General features: G+C 33.5%; 17 protein-coding genes. 10 read left to right on the forward strand and 7 right to left on the reverse strand.

The genetic code is table 11. From position 1 onward, the window contains the following. Nucleotides 1-34 precede the first annotated feature (34 nt). A complete protein-coding gene (locus tag ACSVH2_RS13565) occupies nucleotides 35-1,219 on the reverse strand; it encodes a hypothetical protein (protein WP_438093721.1) in 1,185 nt (394 codons plus the stop codon). Nucleotides 1,220-1,373: 154 nt separating this feature from the next. Here ACSVH2_RS13565 and ACSVH2_RS13570 point away from each other — a divergent pair, with 154 nt between their 5' ends. Together ACSVH2_RS13570 and ACSVH2_RS13575 are read left to right on the forward strand one after the other, a co-directional pair. Continuing rightward, nucleotides 1,374-3,236, forward strand: a complete 1,863-nt coding sequence (locus ACSVH2_RS13570) for an ABC-F family ATP-binding cassette domain-containing protein (protein ID WP_438093722.1) — start codon at nucleotides 1,374-1,376, stop codon at nucleotides 3,234-3,236. 102 nt (nucleotides 3,237-3,338) lie between these two features. After that, the gene (locus ACSVH2_RS13575; protein WP_438093723.1) at nucleotides 3,339-4,133 is read left to right on the forward strand and encodes an O-methyltransferase; all 795 of its coding nucleotides are present in this window, start codon (nucleotides 3,339-3,341) and stop codon (nucleotides 4,131-4,133) included. A 3-nt stretch (nucleotides 4,134-4,136) separates the two neighbouring features. Here ACSVH2_RS13575 and ACSVH2_RS13580 read toward each other — a convergent pair whose 3' ends face one another. Continuing rightward, nucleotides 4,137-5,504, reverse strand: coding sequence for a T9SS type A sorting domain-containing protein (locus ACSVH2_RS13580; protein WP_438093724.1), 1,368 nt, complete (start codon nucleotides 5,502-5,504; stop codon nucleotides 4,137-4,139). Between the two features lie 181 nt (nucleotides 5,505-5,685). Between ACSVH2_RS13580 and ACSVH2_RS13585 the strand changes: the two genes are divergently transcribed. The 4 genes from ACSVH2_RS13585 to secA all read left to right on the forward strand — a co-directional run bounded on the left by ACSVH2_RS13585 (nucleotide 5,686) and on the right by secA (nucleotide 11,022). Then, nucleotides 5,686-6,384: an ABC transporter ATP-binding protein gene (locus tag ACSVH2_RS13585; protein ID WP_438093725.1), complete on the forward strand. Its 699-nt coding sequence runs from the start codon at nucleotides 5,686-5,688 to the stop codon at nucleotides 6,382-6,384. A gap of 199 nt (nucleotides 6,385-6,583) precedes the next feature. Beyond that, entirely contained in the window at nucleotides 6,584-7,153 is a 570-nt protein-coding gene (locus ACSVH2_RS13590; protein ID WP_438093726.1) for a cob(I)yrinic acid a,c-diamide adenosyltransferase, read from the forward strand. Between the two features lie 198 nt (nucleotides 7,154-7,351). After that, nucleotides 7,352-7,573: a DUF2795 domain-containing protein gene (locus ACSVH2_RS13595; protein ID WP_002986941.1), complete on the forward strand. Its 222-nt coding sequence runs from the start codon at nucleotides 7,352-7,354 to the stop codon at nucleotides 7,571-7,573. 104 nt (nucleotides 7,574-7,677) lie between these two features. After that, entirely contained in the window at nucleotides 7,678-11,022 is a 3,345-nt protein-coding gene (gene secA, locus ACSVH2_RS13600) for a preprotein translocase subunit SecA (protein WP_438093727.1), read from the forward strand. Between the two features lie 164 nt (nucleotides 11,023-11,186). Here secA and ACSVH2_RS13605 read toward each other — a convergent pair whose 3' ends face one another. Beyond that, nucleotides 11,187-13,316, reverse strand: a complete 2,130-nt coding sequence (locus tag ACSVH2_RS13605) for an elongation factor G (RefSeq protein WP_438093728.1) — start codon at nucleotides 13,314-13,316, stop codon at nucleotides 11,187-11,189. Between the two features lie 367 nt (nucleotides 13,317-13,683). Here ACSVH2_RS13605 and ACSVH2_RS13610 point away from each other — a divergent pair, with 367 nt between their 5' ends. The 3 genes from ACSVH2_RS13610 (at nucleotide 13,684) to ACSVH2_RS13620 (ending at nucleotide 15,476) form a co-directional block, all read left to right on the forward strand. Beyond that, complete coding sequence (locus tag ACSVH2_RS13610) at nucleotides 13,684-14,247, forward strand: helix-turn-helix domain-containing protein (protein ID WP_438093729.1); 564 nt, start codon at nucleotides 13,684-13,686, stop codon at nucleotides 14,245-14,247. A 124-nt stretch (nucleotides 14,248-14,371) separates the two neighbouring features. Continuing rightward, entirely contained in the window at nucleotides 14,372-14,830 is a 459-nt protein-coding gene (locus ACSVH2_RS13615) for a DUF4440 domain-containing protein (RefSeq protein ID WP_438093730.1), read from the forward strand. Between the two features lie 64 nt (nucleotides 14,831-14,894). Next, nucleotides 14,895-15,476, forward strand: a complete 582-nt coding sequence (locus tag ACSVH2_RS13620; RefSeq protein WP_438093731.1) for a hypothetical protein — start codon at nucleotides 14,895-14,897, stop codon at nucleotides 15,474-15,476. A 246-nt stretch (nucleotides 15,477-15,722) separates the two neighbouring features. Here ACSVH2_RS13620 and ACSVH2_RS13625 read toward each other — a convergent pair whose 3' ends face one another. Together ACSVH2_RS13625 and ACSVH2_RS13630 are read right to left on the reverse strand one after the other, a co-directional pair. After that, nucleotides 15,723-17,126: an FAD-binding oxidoreductase gene (locus ACSVH2_RS13625; RefSeq protein WP_438093732.1), complete on the reverse strand. Its 1,404-nt coding sequence runs from the start codon at nucleotides 17,124-17,126 to the stop codon at nucleotides 15,723-15,725. 233 nt (nucleotides 17,127-17,359) lie between these two features. Next, a complete protein-coding gene (locus ACSVH2_RS13630) occupies nucleotides 17,360-18,568 on the reverse strand; it encodes an MFS transporter (protein ID WP_438093733.1) in 1,209 nt (402 codons plus the stop codon). Between the two features lie 156 nt (nucleotides 18,569-18,724). Here ACSVH2_RS13630 and meaB point away from each other — a divergent pair, with 156 nt between their 5' ends. After that, nucleotides 18,725-19,810: a methylmalonyl Co-A mutase-associated GTPase MeaB gene (meaB, locus tag ACSVH2_RS13635; protein ID WP_438093734.1), complete on the forward strand. Its 1,086-nt coding sequence runs from the start codon at nucleotides 18,725-18,727 to the stop codon at nucleotides 19,808-19,810. Nucleotides 19,811-19,826: 16 nt separating this feature from the next. Here meaB and ACSVH2_RS13640 read toward each other — a convergent pair whose 3' ends face one another. Then, nucleotides 19,827-20,054: a hypothetical protein gene (locus tag ACSVH2_RS13640; protein WP_438093735.1), complete on the reverse strand. Its 228-nt coding sequence runs from the start codon at nucleotides 20,052-20,054 to the stop codon at nucleotides 19,827-19,829. A gap of 73 nt (nucleotides 20,055-20,127) precedes the next feature. Continuing rightward, nucleotides 20,128-21,033 (reverse strand): prohibitin family protein, encoded by a 906-nt coding sequence (locus tag ACSVH2_RS13645; protein ID WP_438093736.1) that lies wholly within the window; start codon nucleotides 21,031-21,033, stop codon nucleotides 20,128-20,130. Nucleotides 21,034-21,064 lie beyond the last annotated feature (31 nt).

Genomic DNA, 21,064 nt, shown 5'->3' on the forward strand with positions numbered 1-21,064 from the left:
TATTAATGGTTAAGACGTAACAGACAAAGGAAAGTTAAAAGTTTTCTGCTAAACTAAATCGCAAAGACCAATCATATTTACTAACTCCTAAATCTAATGAAAGGTTATTATTATTTTTCTTGTTCCATTTCATTCTAAGACCTGTGCCAACAGCAGGATTCCATCTCGTAAAATTATAAGTATCTATTGCGGAAACGGAAGAAATGTTAGTAAAAAATACAGCTCCTAAAAACCCATTTTTGGTAATGTCTGTTCTGTACTCTCCTTCAAAAAACAATAAGGCATTGCTTCTAAACCTGTTTCTAGTAAAGCCTCTTCCGGTTTTTCCATAGCGATCCCAACCAATACTCGGCAAGTCTAAATAATGAGGATTGCCATCAAATGTTGACCAATAAAAAGCTCTTGTAGCAAAAACTTTGTGCCGATATTGACTTAATGAAATGTATTTCCTAGCATCAATATAAATCGATTTCCAACTTTCATTTTCCAAACCACCATTAAAATTTATCCTGTAATCAATTTCAACATAATGGCCTTGTTCAGGATTGATAGTGTTGATTCTAGAATCATATAAAGCCTGAATCGCTATTCCAAATGAAGTTATATCTGAAAAATCTCCCTTCATATATTTAACATAATCCGTTTCACCATCTATTTCAGACTCTTCAGAAATGTTTCTATAATTGTCATATAAAAATCCCAAACCTGCTCTAAAATCACCCACAATTTTGCGGGTTGCAAACTGATAAAAACGCCACTGTTGATAATTCAAGATTGACATTTGTTTTTCTAGATTATTATTTCCTATACCGAATGTTGATTGTGGATAAATCATGTAACGATAATCGCCTGTAAAATTATAGGTGTTATTATTTGTGTAAATATAGCTTTGAATTGGAAAAACATACTGACCTGTGAAGCTAAAATAAGGAGTAAAACTCACTTCAGACATTTTAGTTGTTTCCTTATTGTGACCTAAGTAAAATGTGGTTAAAAATGATATTACTAAACCTCCTTTAGTATTAGACTCAGAAGGAAGAGGCATCAAGGAAAAAGCCACTTTTTTATCAGTATTCTGTTTAAAATCTTTCCCTTTTAAAAAATATTTTTTGTAATAATCCCTAACATCGACACTATTATTTTTTACCGAATCATTTTGAGAAAAACAACTAGTTGTGAAAAAAAACAAAAACAAAGTTATAGATACAAAGTGATTCATTTACACTTTTTTTATAGTGGAATTATTTACAAAAATAAACTAATTTTTGGGTTACTTCTCAAACCTAAATAGTCATTTTTAAAATATGTTTATACTGCTATTTAAAGCTATCTTTAATGACTGTAATTGATTACTTTTGCAAAAAAATAGCGTTGTGAATTACCTTTCAGTAGAAAACATATCAAAATCCTTTGGCGAAAGAACCTTGTTTGAAAACATTTCTTTTGGCATCAACAAAGACCAAAAAATTGCTTTCATTGCCAAAAATGGTTCTGGAAAAACTTGTATCATGAACATCATCAATGGCGAAGATGAACCAGACACAGGACAAATAGTGCTTAGAAAAGGGTTGAGAATGGCATTTCTTTCTCAAAAAAATAATTTACAAGATGAATTGACTATCGAGGAAAGTATTTTTGCTTCGGATAATGAAATTCTACATGTCATTGAGCAATATGAAAAAGCGTTGGAAAATCCAGAAGATGAGGAAAAATACCAATTGGCTTTTGATGAAATGGATCGACACAATGCTTGGGATTTTGAAACTCAGTTCAAACAAATTCTTTCCAAACTAAAATTGGACGATTTAAAACTGAAAGTAAAATCGCTTTCAGGTGGACAAAAGAAACGCTTGTCATTGGCTATTATTTTGATCAATCGTCCTGATTTATTGATATTGGATGAGCCAACCAATCACTTGGATTTAGAAATGATTGAATGGCTAGAAAGTTATTTTGCTAAAGAAAATATCACGTTGTTCATGGTAACGCACGACCGTTTCTTTTTGGAACGCGTTTGTAATGAAATCATTGAATTGGACAACGGAAAACTATACCAATACAAAGGCAATTACTCTTATTATTTGCAGAAAAAAGAAGAACGTATTGCCATGGAAAACTCCACAATTGACAAAGCACAAAACCTTTTTGTGAAAGAATTGGCTTGGATGCGTCGTCAACCAAAAGCTAGAACAACCAAATCAAAATCAAGACAAGACGATTTTTATAAAATCAAAGAAGTTGCCGAAAGTCGTAGAAAAGAAAATGTAGTAGAACTTGAAATCAACATGGAACGTATGGGAAGCAAAATTATTGAGCTTCACAAACTGAATAAGAAATTCAAGGATAAAGTAATTCTTGATAATTTCACTTATGATTTCCAACGTGGCGAACGCATTGGAATTATTGGTAAAAACGGAACTGGAAAATCAACTTTCTTAAATATCTTAACTAAAACAATGTTGCCAGAATCGGGCAAAGTTATTATTGGTGACACCATTAAAATTGGATATTATACACAGAGTGGAATTAATCCAAAACCTGGCCAAAAAGTTATTGATATTATTAAAGAATATGGCGAATACATTCCGCTAACAAAAGGGAAAATTATTTCGGCTTCACAATTATTAGAACGCTTTTTATTTGATCCAAAAAAACAATATGATTTTGTTGAAAAATTGAGTGGTGGCGAATTGAAACGCTTGTATTTATGTACAGTTTTGATTCAAAATCCTAACTTTTTGATACTCGATGAGCCAACGAATGACTTAGATATTGTAACGTTGAATGTATTGGAAAGCTTCTTGTTGGATTATCCTGGCTGCCTATTAGTAGTGTCTCACGATAGGTATTTTATGGATAAAATTGTAGATCACTTATTCATTTTTAGAGGTGAAGGACAAATTGAAGATTTTCCCGGAAATTATTCCGATTTTAGAGCTTATGAAGATTCCGCTGAACCAAAAACGTTATCCAATGTTAGTACTGAAAAGAATAGCTGGAAGCAAAACAGTTCCACTAATTCAGGTTTGAATTTTAATGAACAAAAAGAATTTAGTAAAATTGAGCGCGAAATCAAAGATTTAGAATACGAGAAAAAACAAATTGAAAATCATTTTGCAGAAGGAAAAGTAGCCGATTCTGATATAACAGCTAAAGCACATGAACTTCAAGTTATTATTACTAAACTAGAACAAAAAGAAGAACGCTGGTTTGAACTTTCGAGTAAAATGGAGTAAATTATTTCACAGAGATTCTCAGAGAAAAAAATGAGACTCACCGAGAAAATACTCCGTGCATCTCTGTGCTAACTCTGAGTATCTCTGTGTAACAAAAAACAAATGTTACAAATAATAAAATCATACCTAAAATTCCTCTACAACTCCAAAAACCAACATGGAGTGCATTCTCCATTTGTATTTGATTTAGTAACTAAATGTTTTTATGATAAAAAACAATATCCCGAATATGCTGTTCTAAAAAAATACAGAAAGTCACTTTTAGCCAATAAAAATTTCATTGAAGTAACAGATTATGGTGCTGGTTCAAAAATATTTAAAAGCAACAAAAGACAAATCTCTAAAATTGCTAAAACCGCAGGAATATCTCCAAAAAGAGCAAAATTATTATTTAGAATTGTCAATTATTTTCAACCAAAAAGTATCTTAGAAATCGGAACTTCATTAGGATTAGCGACTTCCGCTTTATCACTTGGAAATAAAAAGGCAAAAATCATCACATTAGAAGGTTGTCCAAATACAATTTATTTATGCCAATTAGAATTACAAAAATTCAATATCAATAATGTTGAATGCGTACAAACAAAATTTGAAGATTATCTAAAAAACTTTAAACCCGAAACTTTAAACTCGAAACATCAAATATTCAATTTGGTTTATTTCGACGGCAACCACTCCAAACAAGCCACTCTTGACTATTTTGAGTTGTTATTACCCACAATAACCAATGAAACCGTTTGGATTTTTGACGATATTCATTGGTCAACTGACATGGAAGAAGCTTGGAAAATTATAAAAAATCACTCAACAGTTACCGTAACTATTGATACTTTTCAATGGGGAATTGTTTTTTTTAGAACAGAACAAAAGAAAGAACATTTTATAATTAGAGTTTAATAATTATTCTTTTATGAACTTTTGATTGATTACTTTTCCTTCAGTTAAAATAGAAATAATATACAAACCATTAGCCAAATTTTGAACATCTATTTGGGTAATGTCTCCTAACTCCTGTAAGACTAACTTGCCAGTCATATCAATAACCGAAATCTTTTGAATAGCTTCACTATTTGAAAAAGTAATGTTTAAAACTGAATTAGTAGGATTTGGGAATAAAGAAAAGGATATTGCTTCTTGTTCGTCGATTGATAAACTTGTACAGCTAACATTTGTTGGAATAAAAGAATAAGCATCAAATGTACCTATCCCTAATTGACCATAAGAATTATTTCCCCAAGTTGACAGTGAATCATCTGTTTTTAAAGCAACGGTATGGTATTCTCCCGTTTGAGCAAACTTCCAATTAAAAGCTGTACCAATTTGAGTTAAAACATTCCTTTCTATAGATGTTCCATCGCCTAACAAACCATTATAATTCATTCCACAAGCGTATAAAGTTCCATTTATCTTGATGGCAATTGAATTGTATTTCCCAATTCCTATGCTTTGCCAATTACTATCACTTCCTATTTGAGTTAAATTATTTCTACCATTTAAAGATCCTCCTCCTAATCGACCATCTGAATTTACACCTGTTGAAAAAATTGTTCCATTCGTCTTTAGAGCTATTGTATGATATTCTCCAGCTAATGCCTCCTGCCAATTGGTAGCAGTCCCAATTTGAATGGGTACATAAGAATTAATATTATTTCCATTACCAAATTGTCCATAAGTATTATTACCCCAAGCCCATAATGTCCCGTTTGTTTTTATAGCTACTGTATGTGTTGGTCCAGATGAAACTTTTAGCCAATCAGTAGCTGTTCCAATTTGAGTGGGTACAAATCTATTGATAATTGTTCCATCTCCCAATTGTCCATAATTTTCATTAAAACCCCAAGCCCATAATGTTCCATTATTTTTAATTGCCAAACAAGCATAATAAGTTACCGAAACTAACTTCCAATCTGTAGCATTTCCTATTTGAGTTGGAATAAGTCTATCAATAGTAGTTCCGTCACCTAATAATCCACCACTATTATTTCCCCATGCCCATAAAGTACCATTATTCTTTACCGCCATTGTATAATTTCCACCTGCGGATACCATTTTCCAATCATTAGTAATGCCAACTTGTACTAAGGTGTTTTTATCTACTGTTGTTCCATCGCCCAGTTGTCCATAATAATTTCCTCCACAAGCCCATAAAGTTCCATCATTTTTAATTGCTAAAGTATTGTAAATACTAGCTGAAGCAGATTTCCAACATTGCGAATAACTTATACAAAAGAAATTAAAAAAGAATATATAAAGGATTGCTTTTTTCATAAAGTAACTAATTTTTTTTTAAAGATACTAAATATTATGAAAGGTTGCGGTTGAAGTTAATATAAACTAAAGAACGAAGATTTTGTGATTGGAGTATATAATTTGTAACAAATCCTTATTTTAGATTACTTATATTTACAATCATAAATTTAAAATCGTAAATCTTCATTTAAAAATAAAAATGGCAAATCCATTAATCAAAATAAAAAATCTTAAACGTGATTTTCAATTAGGAAACGAAACCATCTACGTTTTAAAAGGTATCGATTTACAAATCAATAAAGGCGAATATGTAGCTTTAATGGGACCATCAGGTTCGGGAAAATCGACATTAATGAACCTTTTAGGTTGCTTGGACACGCCAACCTCTGGAAGTTATGTTTTGAATGGCAAAGATGTTAGTCAAATGCACGATGATGATTTAGCCGAAATAAGAAACAAAGAAATTGGATTTGTTTTTCAAACTTTCAACTTGTTACCAAGAACAACAGCTCTTGATAACGTGGCTCTACCCATGATTTATGCTGGATACTCAAAATCCGATCGCAGCAAAAGAGCCACCGAAGTGTTAACACAAGTAAACCTTGCCGATAGAATGGATCACCAACCGAACCAGCTTTCTGGAGGACAACGCCAACGTGTTGCCATTGCCAGAGCATTGGTTAACAAGCCATCCATCATCCTTGCCGATGAACCCACAGGAAATCTAGACAGTAAAACATCCGAAGAAATCATGAACTTATTCAATGATATTCACAAGAACGGAAACACTGTAATTTTGGTAACTCACGAAGAAGAGATTGCCAAATATGCCCACAGAATTATTCGTTTGCGTGATGGATTAATTGAAAGTGATACCGAAAACAAGAATCATTTATAAAGCTATAAGCGAATCGCTTGGGATTCATCAGAAATCCATGTTCCTGCTCTCGTCAGTCGCTTTGTCTCGTCTCGTTTTTAGAAACGAGACATGACAAGAGCTCCAACAATGACAAGATCAGGGCTATATAATAATCCATTCTAATTTTTGCTACCTTTGGCAAACAAATAATTACATACTTCTCACTAATTACTAAATAATGAAAATCTATACCAAAACTGGTGACACAGGAACTACAGCGCTTTTTGGAGGAACACGTGTCCCAAAACATCATATTAGAATAGAAAGCTATGGAACTGTTGATGAACTCAATTCCCACATAGGATTAATTCGTGACCAAGACATCAATACATTGTACAAAAATGTTTTGATAGAAGTACAAGACCGATTATTCACTGTTGGCGCTATTCTAGCAACACCACCAGAAAAAGAAGTGAAGAAAAACGGAGAAAAACGACTAAAAAATTTAGGAATTCTCGAAACCGACATCGAATTTCTAGAAAATGAAATTGATACAATGGAAGCTAATTTACCTCCTATGACACATTTTGTACTTCCTGGCGGACATACAACGGTGTCATATTGTCATATCGCACGCTGTGTTTGCCGAAGAGCCGAACGCCTAGCAGTACATCTTCATGAGTTAGAACCTACAGATGAGCAAGTCATAAAATATTTAAACCGTCTTTCTGACTATCTTTTTGTCTTGGCACGAAAGTTGTCCCTTGACCTGAACGCAGATGAGGTGAAATGGATACCTAGAAAGTAATGATTTAAGATTGTTGATTAACGATTTTAGTATTTTAGAATTAAAATTCTTTACATAAAAATTGAAATCAAAAATCAAAAGTCACTATTCTTAAATCAAAAATCAAGACGTTCTTAACTTTTTTTTAAAATAAATCATTTTTTACTTGACTTTTTCAGTATAAAATTTATTTTTGCATAAACTAAAAATCGACAGAAGATGTATTGGACATTAGAATTGGCATCCTATTTAAGCGATGCGCCTTGGCCAGCTACCAAAGATGAACTTATTGACTATGCTATACGAACTGGTGCTCCGCTTGAAGTAGTGGAGAATTTACAATCTATAGAGGACGAAGGTGAGATTTACGAATCTATGGAAGAAATTTGGCCAGATTATCCTACCGACGAAGATTATCTTTGGAACGAGGATGAATATTAGAAAATAAACAATTACAAGAGAAGAAAAGTCCATTTTGGGCTTTTTTTTTGTTTAAATTTGCACTCCTTTACTAGGAATTTAAAAAAATAAAATACAAACCCATTATGAGTTTCATCAATAGTATTATTAAAGCATTTGTAGGTGACAAATCTCAAAAAGATGTCAAAGCTACACAACACTATATCACAAAAATTAAAGCTTTAGAACCAGAATTAGCTAAACTTTCTCATGACGAGTTAAGAGCAAAAACTGTGGCATTTAAAGAAAAAATAAAACAAGCGCGTTCAAAACAAGACACAGAAATCGAAGCTAAAAAAGCAGAAGCAGAAAATACTTCAGATATTGATTTAAGAGAAGACATTTACAACGCTATTGATGCTTTAGAAAAAGAGGCCTACGAAATTTCAGAAAAAGTATTGAACGAAATACTTCCTGAGGCATTTGCGGTAATCAAAGAAACAGCTCGTCGATTTAAAGAAAACTCTACTTTAACTGTAACTGCTACTGCAAAAGATAGAGAACTTTCAGCTACGAAAACCTACATAACTCTTGACGGTGACAAAGCCATTTGGGCAAACCAATGGAATGCTGCAGGAAAAGAAATCACTTGGGACATGATACACTATGACGTTCAGTTGATTGGTGGTATTGTTTTGCACGAAGGAAAAATTGCCGAAATGCAAACGGGTGAAGGAAAAACATTAGTAGCTACTCTTCCACTCTACTTAAACGCTTTGACTGGAAATGGTGTTCACCTTGTTACCGTAAACGACTATTTGGCAAAACGTGATAGCACTTGGAAAGCACCATTATTTGAGTTTCATGGATTAACTGTTGATTGTATTGATAATCATTCGCCAAACTCAGACGCCCGAAGAAAAGCTTACGAAGCCGATATTACTTATGGAACCAATAACGAATTTGGTTTCGATTACCTTCGTGATAATATGGCACATTCGCCAGATGATTTAGTTCAAAGAAAACACAACTATGCTATTGTGGATGAGGTTGACTCGGTGTTAATCGATGATGCTCGTACACCATTAATTATTTCGGGTCCAGTTCCTGATGGTGACCGTCATGAATTCAATGAATTGAAACCAAAAATTGAAAATCTATATAATTTGCAACGTCAATTGGCCAACGGATTTTTAACCGAAGCCAAACGATTGATTAAAGAAGGAAATACCAAAGATGGTGGATTTCAATTATTGAGAGCTTATCGTTCGTTACCAAAAAACAAAGCGTTAATCAAGTTTTTAAGTGAAGAAGGTATCAAACAATTGCTTCAAAAAACCGAAAACGAATTCATGCAAGACAACAATCGCAGAATGCCAGAAGTTGACGAAGCCATGTATTTTGTAATCGAAGAGAAAAACAATCAAGTAGAATTGACCGATAACGGTATAAAATTCCTCTCTAAAGATACTGATGAAAGTTTCTTCATCTTACCCGATATTGGTACTGAAATTGCCAACATCGAAAAACAAAATTTAGACAAAGACAAAGAAGCTGAAGCCAAAGAAAAATTGTTCCAAGATTTCGGTATCAAATCAGAAAGAATACATACGCTCACTCAGTTATTGAAAGCATACACACTTTTTGAAAAAGATGTAGAATACGTTATCATGGACAACAAAATTTTGATTGTTGATGAGCAAACAGGACGTATCATGGATGGTCGTCGTTATTCTGACGGATTACACCAAGCTATTGAAGCGAAAGAGCAAGTTACGATTGAAGCAGCAACCCAAACTTTTGCTACGATTACATTGCAAAATTATTTCCGTATGTACAGCAAATTAGCTGGTATGACTGGAACTGCAGTTACAGAAGCTGGAGAACTTTGGCAAATATATAAATTAGATGTAGTTGAAATTCCAACCAATAGAGGAATGTCAAGAATTGACAAAGAGGATTTAATCTATCGCTCAGTTCGCGAAAAATTCAATGCCGTAATCGAAGATGTTACGCAATTATCTCAAGCTGGAAGACCAGTTTTAATTGGAACAACCTCTGTAGAAATTTCAGAATTATTGAGCCGAATGTTGAAAATTCGAGGTGTGGCTCACAACGTTTTGAATGCAAAAATGCACAAACAAGAAGCTCAAATTGTGGAAGAAGCAGGAAAACCTGGAGTGGTAACCATTGCTACCAACATGGCTGGTCGTGGAACCGATATTAAGCTAACTCCAGAAGTAAAAGCGGCTGGTGGTTTGGCAATTATTGGTACAGAACGTCATGATTCTCGTCGTGTTGACCGTCAGTTGCGTGGTCGTGCTGGTCGTCAAGGTGATCCAGGAAGTTCACAGTTTTATGTATCGTTAGAAGATAACTTGATGCGTTTATTTGGTTCTGACAGAGTAGCCAAAATTATGGACAGAATGGGATTGAAAGAAGGCGAAGTAATCCAACATTCCATGATGACCAAGTCTATAGAACGTGCTCAGAAAAAAGTAGAGGAAAACAACTTTGGAACTCGTAAACGTTTGCTTGAATATGATGACGTTATGAATGCACAACGTGAAGTAGTTTACAAACGTCGTCGTCATGCGTTACACGGTGAGCGTTTGAAACTGGATATTGCCAACATGATGTATGACACTTGCGAATTAATTGTAGGTGACAACAAAGGAAGAAATGATTTCAAAAATTTTGAATTTGAATTGATTCGCTATTTCTCTATAACTTCTCCAATTTCTGCTAGTGAATTTGATAAATTATCTGAAACAGAAATTACAGGTAAAGTATATAAAGCTGCAATGGCCTATTATACTGAGAAAACCGAAAGAAGCGCTCGTGAAGCATTTCCTATCATAGCAGATGTGTATCAAAAAGAAGGAAACAAATTTGAACGAATTGTTGTGCCATTTTCTGATGGAATTAAAACATTGAATGTCGTAACCGACTTGAAAAAAGCATACGATTCGAATGGAGCACAGTTAGTCGCTGATTTTGAAAAAAACATCACACTAGCCATTGTGGATGAAGCTTGGAAAAAGCATTTACGCAAAATGGACGAGTTGAAACAATCTGTTCAATTAGCCGTTCACGAACAAAAAGACCCATTACTTATCTATAAACTGGAAGCTTTTAAATTGTTTAGTTCAATGCTTGATGGTGTGAATAAAGAAGTGATTTCGTTCTTGTTTAAAGGCGATTTGCCTCAGCAAAACCAAAATATTCAAGAAGCACGACAAGTTCGCGAAAAACAAAATTACACCGAAACGAAAGACGAAATAACAAGCAGTGAAAGCGCCAATCGTGAAGCAAGTCAAACCCAACAACGACCACATGTAACGGAAACAATTGTTCGTGAAACTCCAAAAATTAACCGTAACGATACCGTTACTATTAAACATGTAATGAGTGGTAAAACAGAAGCTATGAAATTCAAAAAAGCCGAAAGTATGTTGGCTTCTGGCGAATGGGTTTTGGTTCATGAATAGTTTTTAAAGTCTCAGTCAGATTATCATAATCTAATCCTCAACAGTGAAAACTGTTGAGGATTTTTTTATAAAAAAAAAGTGAGGCACATAAAAAGTGTTTTCGATACCGCATAAAAAAACCTCGAATTATTACTAACTCGAGGTTTTTTCTAATAAAATCTATTTTAAACTAACTCTTCCTGTTTTTTAAACATTGTAATTAATTCTTTTTGCATATCAAAAGGTACTGGCTCATAGTGGCTAAATTGCATTTCAAATCGTGCTCTTCCTTGTGTCAAGGAACGTAAATCTCCACTGAATTGAGTTATTTCGGCATTAGGGATATTAGCACTAATAATGGAAAACTGCCCTTCAGAATCCAATCCTCCCACAACAGCTCTGTGAGTTTGAATACTACTCATTATCGTACCTGTCAAGTCTTCTGGAGCATGTATTTTAATTTTACTAAATGGCTCTAATATTTGTGGGTCGGCATTATGGAAATTCTCTTTAAACGCCATCATTCCAGCTATTTTAAAAGACAAATCATTACTATCAACGGTATGCATTTTTCCATCATATACAATAACTCGAACGTCTCTAACATAAGAACCTGTAAGCGGACCTTCATGCATTTTTTCCATAATTCCTTTCATAATTGATGGATGAAAACGAGTATCAATAGCACCACCAACAACACAATTATAATACACTAATTTTCCACCCCAAGGCAAATCGTGTTCTTCTTTTCCTCTAATATTATAACCTGTTGGTTCTTCAATTCCTTCATACCAAGGTTCAATTTTCATGGAAACTTCTGCGAATTGACCATTACCACCTGATTGTTTTTTGTGTCTGTAAATAGTATCCGCACTTTTACGAATGGTTTCTCTATAAGCTATTTTAGGCGTTTTAAAATCTACTGATAATTTATAAGCGTTTTCTAATTTCCATTTGATAACTGTTAAATGTAACTCGCCGTGGCAGTGAATTAAAGTTTGTTTTAACTCAGGAGAAACTTCCACTTTTATAGTTGGATCTTCTTCAACCAATTGATGTAAAGCAACCGATAATTTTTCTTCTTCTCCTTTTTTGGTTCCTTCTACTGCAATCGTTAGAGTAGGAGTTGGAAACTTAATTGGAACTATTTCGATATGTTTTCCTTTTTCATGCAGTGTATTGTTGGTATGCGTATCTTTTAATTTTAAAGTTGCTCCAATATCACCGGCAACCAATTCATTTACAGCAGTTCTTTTACTTCCTTCAACTTCATATAATTGGTTAATTCTTTCTATCTGACCTGTATTTTCGTTTGTCAACTCATCACCCACTCTAATTTTACCAGAAAGCACTTTGAAGAAACTCATATCACCAATATGTGGCTCTGATAAAATTTTGTATATAAAAATAGCGGTTGAACCATTTTCACTACATTCAATTTCTTTTCCATCAATAGTTTTTTGTTTAGGCATTTCATAAGCCGAAGGACAAACATTATCTATAAAACTCATGATTCTACCACAACCCATATTATTTTTAGCTGAAACACAGAATACCGGGAAAATCTCATGTTTAATCAAAGAATGATGTAATCCTAATTTCATTTCATCTTCATTCAATTCGCCTTTTTCAAAATAAAGCTCCATTAAAGTTTCATCATTTCCTGCAATGGTTTCAATCAATTCTTGGTGTAGTTGATTTGCTTTTTCTTTTTCAGAGTCTGGAATAGGTAACACTTCAGGAGTACCACCTTCTTTTGGATATTTACACATTATCATATTCAAAACATCGATAATGGTATCAAATTGATTACCTTGATTTAGTGGATATTGTACAATAACAACATTATTTCCAAAATGAGATTTGGCTTCGTTTACAGTTTTATCAAAATCTGCTTTTTCATTATCCAAATGATTCACAGCCAATAACATTGGTAACTTAAATTCATCGGAATAAGCCCAAATAATATCCGTTCCAACCTCAACTCCCATTGCTGCATTCAATAACATCAAACCACAATCGGCAACTCGCATAGCGCCAACTATTTCACCTGCAAAATCATCATATCCTGGAGTATCTAATAAATTAATTTTATAGCCTTCCCATTTTGTGTTTACCAATTTTGAGAAGAACGTTTTTCCTTTTTCATGTTCAATATCAGTATAATCAGCTACTGTATTTTTATCCAAAATAGTTCCTCTTCTGTTAATCAACCCAGCTTCAAAAAGCATTGACTCAGTAAGCGTTGTCTTACCACTACCCGTGTGTCCAACTAAAACAACATTTTTAATGTGTTTAATATCAAAATTTGCCATAAGTATCGTGTATTAAATTAAATATTACCTCAAATTTCTTAATTTATTATGGTAATATTCATGATAAAAATCATATCAGATAAGTTTCTAAAAAGTCCTAACTACTATTTATATAAACTACTTTTGGATTGTATCCCATTGAAATTTATCATAATATCAGAATTAATACTCAACTGTGAAAACTGTTGAGTATTTTTTATTTCACTAAAACTGTAAAATATATAAATCTAAATTAGAAATGTATAATTGAGGGCTAAAAAAACAAATTAATTTTGCGCGCACAAATAGAGTACCTTTACTTGAATTTGAGACAATGACAATAGGCTACTTTTAGCTTGATCTATTTTAACTCAAATATTCAGTTATCTTGAAAATACATATTAAATACATGGTTTCCTTTCGCTGTAAATTGGCAGTAAAAGAAGAATTAGTAAAATTAAAATTGGGGTTCACCAGCATTGAATTAGGCGAAGTTACACTCAAAAAAAACATCCACGCCGAAGACAGAGAATCACTTCGCAAAGCATTGTTAAAAAAAGGATTAGAATTGATGGATGATAAAAAATCAATGCTAATCGAAAAAACAAAAACAGTAATTATCGAACTTATACATTATGCCGAAAAATATCCGAAAGTAAATTTTTCTGAATACCTAAGCGAACAATTAGATTATAATTACACCCATCTTTCCAATCTTTTTTCAGAAGTCACTGGAACAACCATAGTCAATTATATCATTATCAATAAAATAGAACGAGTTAAAGAATTGCTTTTGTATGACGAGTTAACGCTTACTGAAATTAGTTTCTTGATGGAATATAGCAGTGTGGCTCATTTATCACACCAATTTAAAAGAGTAACGGGATTAACACCAACCTATTTCAAACAATTAAAGCAATTCAAAAAAAGAATTCAGCTCGAAGAATTGTAACCAAAAAAACTCATACAATCCTCTTTAGAAAACTATTGAGGATTTTTTTTATATTTTTACAAATGTAAATTTTTACAAATAGCCTATCAAACTAAATTTTATACTTCATTTAAAAGTACCTAATATGAATAAATTTTATAGCACAATATTGTTACTGTTTATAACAAATATAGCATTCAGTCAAGTTTCAAATAATACCCATAAAATGGAAATAACAAATCTAGTCCAAGAATCTTTTGATGAACTGTGGGCTAAATTTAATGCTGAAAAAATTGAACAATTTTATACCAAAGACTTTTTGCTGCTGGAAAATGGTGAAATTTGGAACAATGACTCTATTGTAAACTATATTGAAAAGGCCAAACTAAAAACTCCGAAACCAAATCGAATTAATAAAATTGAAGTTATAGATATTAAAATAAAAGATAAAACTGCATGGATAGCTTACCAAAATTATGCAACAATTTCAGTTGATAATAAAATCATCAGAAAAGCTCATTGGTTAGAAAGTGCCACCGCTATTTTAACAGAAAATGGTTGGAAACTAGATATGCTTCACTCCACAAGAGTTAAGAATGAGTAAACTTGCTTATTCAATTTAATTGCACATACTTAAATCTAAATTCTCAATAAAAAATCATATACTGATGAAAACAAAACTCGTATCTTTTCTTTTTGTATTTGTCTTTTGGAACTGCTTTTCACAGAACAGTACTGACTTAAAAACGGCTACAAAAAAACTTTACGAAGCCAATTATTTAATGGATTTTGAAACAATAGTCTCGTTTTCCTATCCAAAAATGGTTCAAGACATTGGTCTCAATATAATGCTAGAAAGTATTGAAAAACAGTATGAAAACGAGGAATACCGTTTGCGATTGCAAGTAGAAACTGTTCCGTTTCAGTTTGGAACTATTAAAAAAATAACTGGTAAATCGTTTTGTGTCATTACGTGTAGAAATCCTATGCGCTACTTTTTTGAAACCAAACTATCTTCAGAAATGGCTACCGAAAAGAAAACTTGGTTGCAGGAAATCAACAAAACAAAAGAGGTCACTTTCGAGCCCAATCGAAATAGTTTTAACGTAAAGAAAACAACCACATTTGTAGCCGTTATGGATGAAAGCACAAATAATGAATGGAAGTTTTTCAACTTTGACGATGCCAATCAGTTAGCGGCATTTAAAACATTATTTGATGAAAACGTGAGAAAAGAATTGGGATTGTAATCAAAATATTCTTTATCTTTACTTCTATCTTTTATAAATTAATCTAAAAATTATATCATGGCAAAAGGAAAAGACACTCAAAAAGCGGTGAAAAAAGAACCTCTGAAGACCGCAAAAGAAAAGAAAGCTGAAAAACGCGATAAAAAAAATACTCCTAAAAGAGATTAATCATTTAACCACGAAGAACACTAAGAAGGCACAAAGCTCACAAGGAATAACATCTTTGTGAGCTTTGTGGTTTAGAACTTAAAGTTCATCAGGGAAAATCTTTCCTGGATTGAGAATATTATTAGGATCAAAAACGTGTTTTATACGTTCCATTAATTCCAAATGAACTTTGGAAAAAGCAATATCCATAAAGTTTTTTTGCACATATCCTATCCCGTGTTCGCCAGATAATGTTCCTTTTAAAGAAACCGTCAATTCAAATATTTCACGAATACCAAGAGGAACTTGAGTATTCCAATTGTTATCTGTCATGTCGCCTTTAATGATATTTACATGCAAATTCCCATCGCCTGCGTGACCATAACACACCGATTTGAAACCATGCTTTGCTCCAATACTTTTGATTCCTGATAATAATTCGGGCAACATATATCTCGGCACAACGGTGTCTTCTTCTTTGTAAATTGAATTTGATTTTACCGCTTCACCTACAGCACGACGCATTTTCCATAAGGCATTTTTTTGGTCTTCAGTATCAGCGAACAAAACCTCATCGATTTCAAATTGTTCTACCACCGATAAAATTTTCTCGGCTTCTTGCATCAAGATTTCTGGATAATTACCATCCACTTCTATCAATAAATGCGCTTGGTGTTCGGGTTTAATGGTTACGCTAATGCCTTCTACAAATCGAACTGTCCAGTCAATAGCATCACGTTCCATAAACTCCAAAGCACTAGGTAAAATTCCGGCACGGAAAATAGCTGATACTGCTTCGCATGCTTCGTGGGCTTTGTAAAATGGAACCAGCATTAAAACATTATGATTGTTTTTTGGTAATAACTTTAGAACAATTTTGGTAATAACACCCAATGTACCTTCGCTTCCTACCATCAATTGTGTTAAGTTATATCCTGTTGAATTTTTTAACGTATTGGCACCAGTCCAAATAATTTCACCATTGGGCAAAACCACTTCAAGGTTCAAAACATAATCTTTGGTTACACCATATTTTACCGCTCGTGCTCCACCTGAATTTTCGGCTACATTACCGCCTATCCAGCAACTTCCCATACTGCTTGGGTCGACTGGATAAAACAATCCTTTTTCGGAAACAGCTTCGCGCAAAACTTGTGTAATCACTGCGGGTTCAACTGTAACTTGTAAATTTTGTTCGTCGATTTCGAGAATTTTATTCAAGCGTTCTGTAGAGAGACCAATTCCTTTGTAAATGGATAAAGCACCACCACTTAAACCTGTTCTTGCACCGATGGGTGTTGTTGGAATTTTATATTCGTTGGCCAGTTTTAAAATTTCTGAAATTTCTTTTGCATTGGCTGGTTTAACCACTACGCTTGGAGGAAAAACATAATCTTCGGTTTCGTCGTGACCATAATGGTTGCAGGTTTCTTGATCGGTGAAAACATGATTTTCACCAAGTAACGCTGTGAGTTTTTGAAGTACTTCTGGATTGAGTGACATTGTATAAAAAATTGAGAGGTAAATGTAGCGAATACAAAAGAAAAAGACAAATCCTATTTAGCCCTGATTACTTCACATAATTTGTATTTTCAATTTATACCTGACAGGTTTTTAAAACCTGTCAGGTATAAAAGATAGAACGAAAAGCAGGAAAATGGAATTCAATAATGCGCAGACGATTCGCTCCTTACTTCGATACTTCCTTCGTCAGCACAGGCTAACTCAGTATGACATTATTTCTTCTTCAAATTGGGTAGAAAGTAACATATAATTCCCATCAATGGAAGAAATGAACATATTTTATAGACAAACTGTATAGAAGTATAATCAGCAAGGAAACCCAACAAAGCAGAACCCAATGCGCCCATTCCGAAAGCGAAACCGTAGAAAAGTCCGGAGACCATTCCAAGTTTTTTAGGGACTAATTCTTGTGCATAAACAATGATAGCAGGGAAAGCAGATGAAATTATAATACCTATAATTATCATTAAAACATCGGTGTAAAAAAGATTAGCGTATGGCAATAAAAGCGCAAAAGGTGCCGCTCCAAAAACCGAAAACCAAATAATATATTTACGCCCAAATTTATCGCCCAATGGTCCGCCAATAACCGTTCCAAGCACATAGGCAAAAAGATAAATAAACATGTGAAACTGTGCTTGCTGTATAGAAAGATTGAATTTTTCTATAACATAAAACGTATAATAGGTTGATAGACTTGCTGAATAAAAGAACTTAGAAAAAATCAAAATTAAGAGCACCGCTATTGCCCATTTGACTTTGCTTTTGGACAGGTTATGAAAATTGATAAACTCTCCTTTTTTATTATTCCGAAGTACCAAATGATCACGATACCAAAAGGCTATTTTAGAAATAATTCCTAAAGCTATAAATGCCGCAATGACAAATACCAAAATGTATTTCTGAGAATTGGGAACTACAATTAAAGCTACCAAAAGTGGTCCAAGAGCAGTGCCTAAATTACCTCCAACTTGAAAAATTGATTGTGCTAAACCACGTTTTCCTCCCGATGCTAAATTTGATATTCGAGCCGATTCTGGGTGAAAAATAGCAGAACCAGTTCCTATTAGAACAACTGAAACTACAATCCAATAAAAATTATTGGCAAAAGCTAAAGAAACTATTCCTGCCATTGAAAATAGCATGCCATATATCTGTGAAAATGGTTTTGGATTTTTATCAGTGTAATACCCAACAAATGGTTGCAAAATGGACGCTGAAAATTGAAAAGCAAAAGTTATTAATCCAATTTGCGAAAAGGTTAAATTATAACTTTGCTTTAAAATAGGATAAACAGATGGGATTATGGCTTGGATTAAATCGTTGAGCAAGTGAGCAAAACTGATGGAAAACAAGATGGAGAAAATGGTTTTTTGAACTAACTCGGATTTGTTTTCTAGAATAGAAGTTTCTGAAGCCACAATGGTTATTTTAATGCTGCAAAAGTAAAGTTTTGACTTGAATGCAGGAACACATTTTATCAAAGAATTAACAATCAAATAACAAAGAAATAATTCAAACTTCGTGGTAATTTATTTTTAATGTAAATTTGTAATTACTAAAAGACAAACAATCTCTTGCAAAACAATAATAAAAAATCGGCACTAACAGAAAAAGACGGAATTCCACAACCGGAGAGTTTTAGTAAATCGGCTTTGGAAAAAATTGTGGAAAGTAGAAAAGCACAACCGTCTTCTGAAGATTTGGTCAAAGGAATATTGGCTAAAAACATCACAGCGCTAAGCCGAGCCATAACTTTAGTGGAAAGCACCAATCCTGAACATTTATCCAAAGCCAATGAAATAATCAACGCCTGCTTACCACATGCTAACCAATCCATTAGAATAGGAATTACAGGAGTTCCAGGCGTTGGGAAAAGCACGTTTATTGAAGCATTTGGCACTACATTAACATCATTAGGGAAAAAAGTGGCTGTTTTGACTATTGACCCAAGCAGTACGATAAGTCATGGAAGCATTCTTGGTGATAAAACCCGAATGGAAGAATTGGTCAAAGACACCAACGCTTATATTCGGCCGAGTGCCTCGGGAGAAACTCTTGGTGGTGTGGCTCGCAAAACACGTGAAACCATTATACTTTGTGAAGCAGCCGGTTTTGATACTATTATTATAGAAACGGTTGGTGTAGGTCAAAGTGAAACTGCGGTTCACAGTATGGTAGATTTCTTTTTGTTGTTGAAAATATCAGGTGCTGGCGATGAATTACAAGGCATTAAACGCGGAATTATGGAAATGGCCGACGCTATTGTTATCAATAAAGCCGATGGTGATAATATTGCTAAAGCCAAATTGGCAAAAACCGAATTCAACCGAGCCTTGCATCTTTTCCCAGCAAAAAAATCGGGATGGACGCCTACTGTAGCCACCTGTAGTTCTATTACAAAAGAGGGAATTATCGGGGTGTGGCAAACGATTTCCAGTTATTTTGAATTGGTACAAGCCAATAATTATTTCCAAGAAAAACGTAAAGAACAAAACCAATATTGGATGATGGAAACCATCAATGAACAGTTAAAAAATAGCTTTTACAACCATCCAGAAATCATAAAATTATTGGAAGAAAACAAAAAAGCCGTAGCAAATGATGAACTATCGCCTTTTGCTGCGGCTATGAATTTATTGAATGCTTATTTTAAAAGTTAAAGAAATAAACTAAAAACTACTCCTCGTAACCTTCCATTTCTTTGTCATAGAATTCGCCAGCCAAGGTAATTAAATGCTCCATTTCTGACTCTAATTCTTTTTCATCTTCTCCTTCTAAATCTTCCAGAAACTCCACTTCATCATCTTTTAAATTGATAATAAATCGAGGGAAATCAAGATGTATAATAAAGATATCATCGGGAAAATCAGAGTTATCGGCTAGTACAAATTTTGGTAATTCCATTTTTAATTAGTTGTTTTTGGTTTGTTGTTTATGGTTTATGGTTTGTCGTTCAACTCTAAACAACAAACAGTTACTATTTATCAGATAAGATTACTGGCGCACTACCTTTTCCCATAAAAATGATTTTGGTATTGGCAGAAGTAGCAATTTCTTTCTGAGCTTTTATTTGTTCGTATTGCAGTTGTTTATCGGTCAATCCACTTGAAATAATTCTTTGATAATCCGCTATACCTTGCGCTTCTACTCTTTTACGTTCGGCTTCTTGTTTTTCTTTTTGCAATACAAATTGCATTTTTTGTGCATCTTGTTCGGCATTAATTTTACTTTCAATGGTTGTTTTTACCGAAGCTGGAAGATTGATATTTCGTATTAAAAGTTGTTCTAAAAGTAGTCCTCTTTTTTTGAAATCGTCTTCAATACTTTTAAAAATACGTTGTTGAAATTCTTCCCTTTTAGTGGAATACAATGCCACAGCATCATAAAAAACAGCGTTATCACGAATACGTGTTCTGGTAACAGGACGCACAATTTTATCAGTGTAATTTTCGCCAATTCCTTTTAAAATTTTTGGAGCATCGCCTGGAATAACTCTATATAAAACGGTTAAATCAATCACTACTTCCAATCCGTCGTTGGATAAAACTCTGATAGCATCATCTCCTTCTTGTGCTCCTTCGGAATGAATAGCAGACATGGTATAGTTTTGGGTTTGTACATCAAAAATAGTGATATCCAAAAGTGGATTTATAACATGCAAACCGCTTTCTAGCACATCGGGTTGTACATTTCCAAATAGTGATTTTACACCTACTTTTCCGGCATCAATTTGTTTAAATGAAGAAGCTGATAATCCAATTAAAATTACCACGACACCAAATATCCTAAAAAGATTAGCGAATTTTGAAATCGGATTGTCACTATTTTTAAGTGTAAAGCTGATAACAATTAAGATAATACCAATAATAAGTGAAAGTATCATTTGATGAATTTTTAAATTATACGTTGGTTAT

The organism is Flavobacterium sp. RSB2_4_14 (assembly GCF_051547085.1).
In the GTDB taxonomy this organism is placed as follows: domain Bacteria; phylum Bacteroidota; class Bacteroidia; order Flavobacteriales; family Flavobacteriaceae; genus Flavobacterium.

Bases quoted from the DNA above. Each gene is read 5' to 3' on its own strand.
- ACSVH2_RS13565 (WP_438093721.1), bottom strand. From the start codon at position 1,219: ATGAATCACTTTGTATCTATAACTTTGTTTTTGTTTTTTTTCACAACT.
- ACSVH2_RS13575 (WP_438093723.1), top strand. From the start codon at position 3,339: ATGTTACAAATAATAAAATCATACCTAAAATTCCTCTACAACTCCAAA.
- ACSVH2_RS13580 (WP_438093724.1), bottom strand. From the start codon at position 5,504: ATGAAAAAAGCAATCCTTTATATATTCTTTTTTAATTTCTTTTGTATA.
- ACSVH2_RS13585 (WP_438093725.1), top strand. From the start codon at position 5,686: ATGGCAAATCCATTAATCAAAATAAAAAATCTTAAACGTGATTTTCAA.
- ACSVH2_RS13590 (WP_438093726.1), top strand. From the start codon at position 6,584: ATGAAAATCTATACCAAAACTGGTGACACAGGAACTACAGCGCTTTTT.
- ACSVH2_RS13595 (WP_002986941.1), top strand. From the start codon at position 7,352: ATGTATTGGACATTAGAATTGGCATCCTATTTAAGCGATGCGCCTTGG.
- secA (WP_438093727.1), top strand. From the start codon at position 7,678: ATGAGTTTCATCAATAGTATTATTAAAGCATTTGTAGGTGACAAATCT.
- ACSVH2_RS13605 (WP_438093728.1), bottom strand. From the start codon at position 13,316: ATGGCAAATTTTGATATTAAACACATTAAAAATGTTGTTTTAGTTGGA.
- ACSVH2_RS13615 (WP_438093730.1), top strand. From the start codon at position 14,372: ATGAATAAATTTTATAGCACAATATTGTTACTGTTTATAACAAATATA.
- ACSVH2_RS13620 (WP_438093731.1), top strand. From the start codon at position 14,895: ATGAAAACAAAACTCGTATCTTTTCTTTTTGTATTTGTCTTTTGGAAC.
- ACSVH2_RS13625 (WP_438093732.1), bottom strand. From the start codon at position 17,126: ATGTCACTCAATCCAGAAGTACTTCAAAAACTCACAGCGTTACTTGGT.
- ACSVH2_RS13640 (WP_438093735.1), bottom strand. From the start codon at position 20,054: ATGGAATTACCAAAATTTGTACTAGCCGATAACTCTGATTTTCCCGAT.
- ACSVH2_RS13645 (WP_438093736.1), bottom strand. From the start codon at position 21,033: ATGATACTTTCACTTATTATTGGTATTATCTTAATTGTTATCAGCTTT.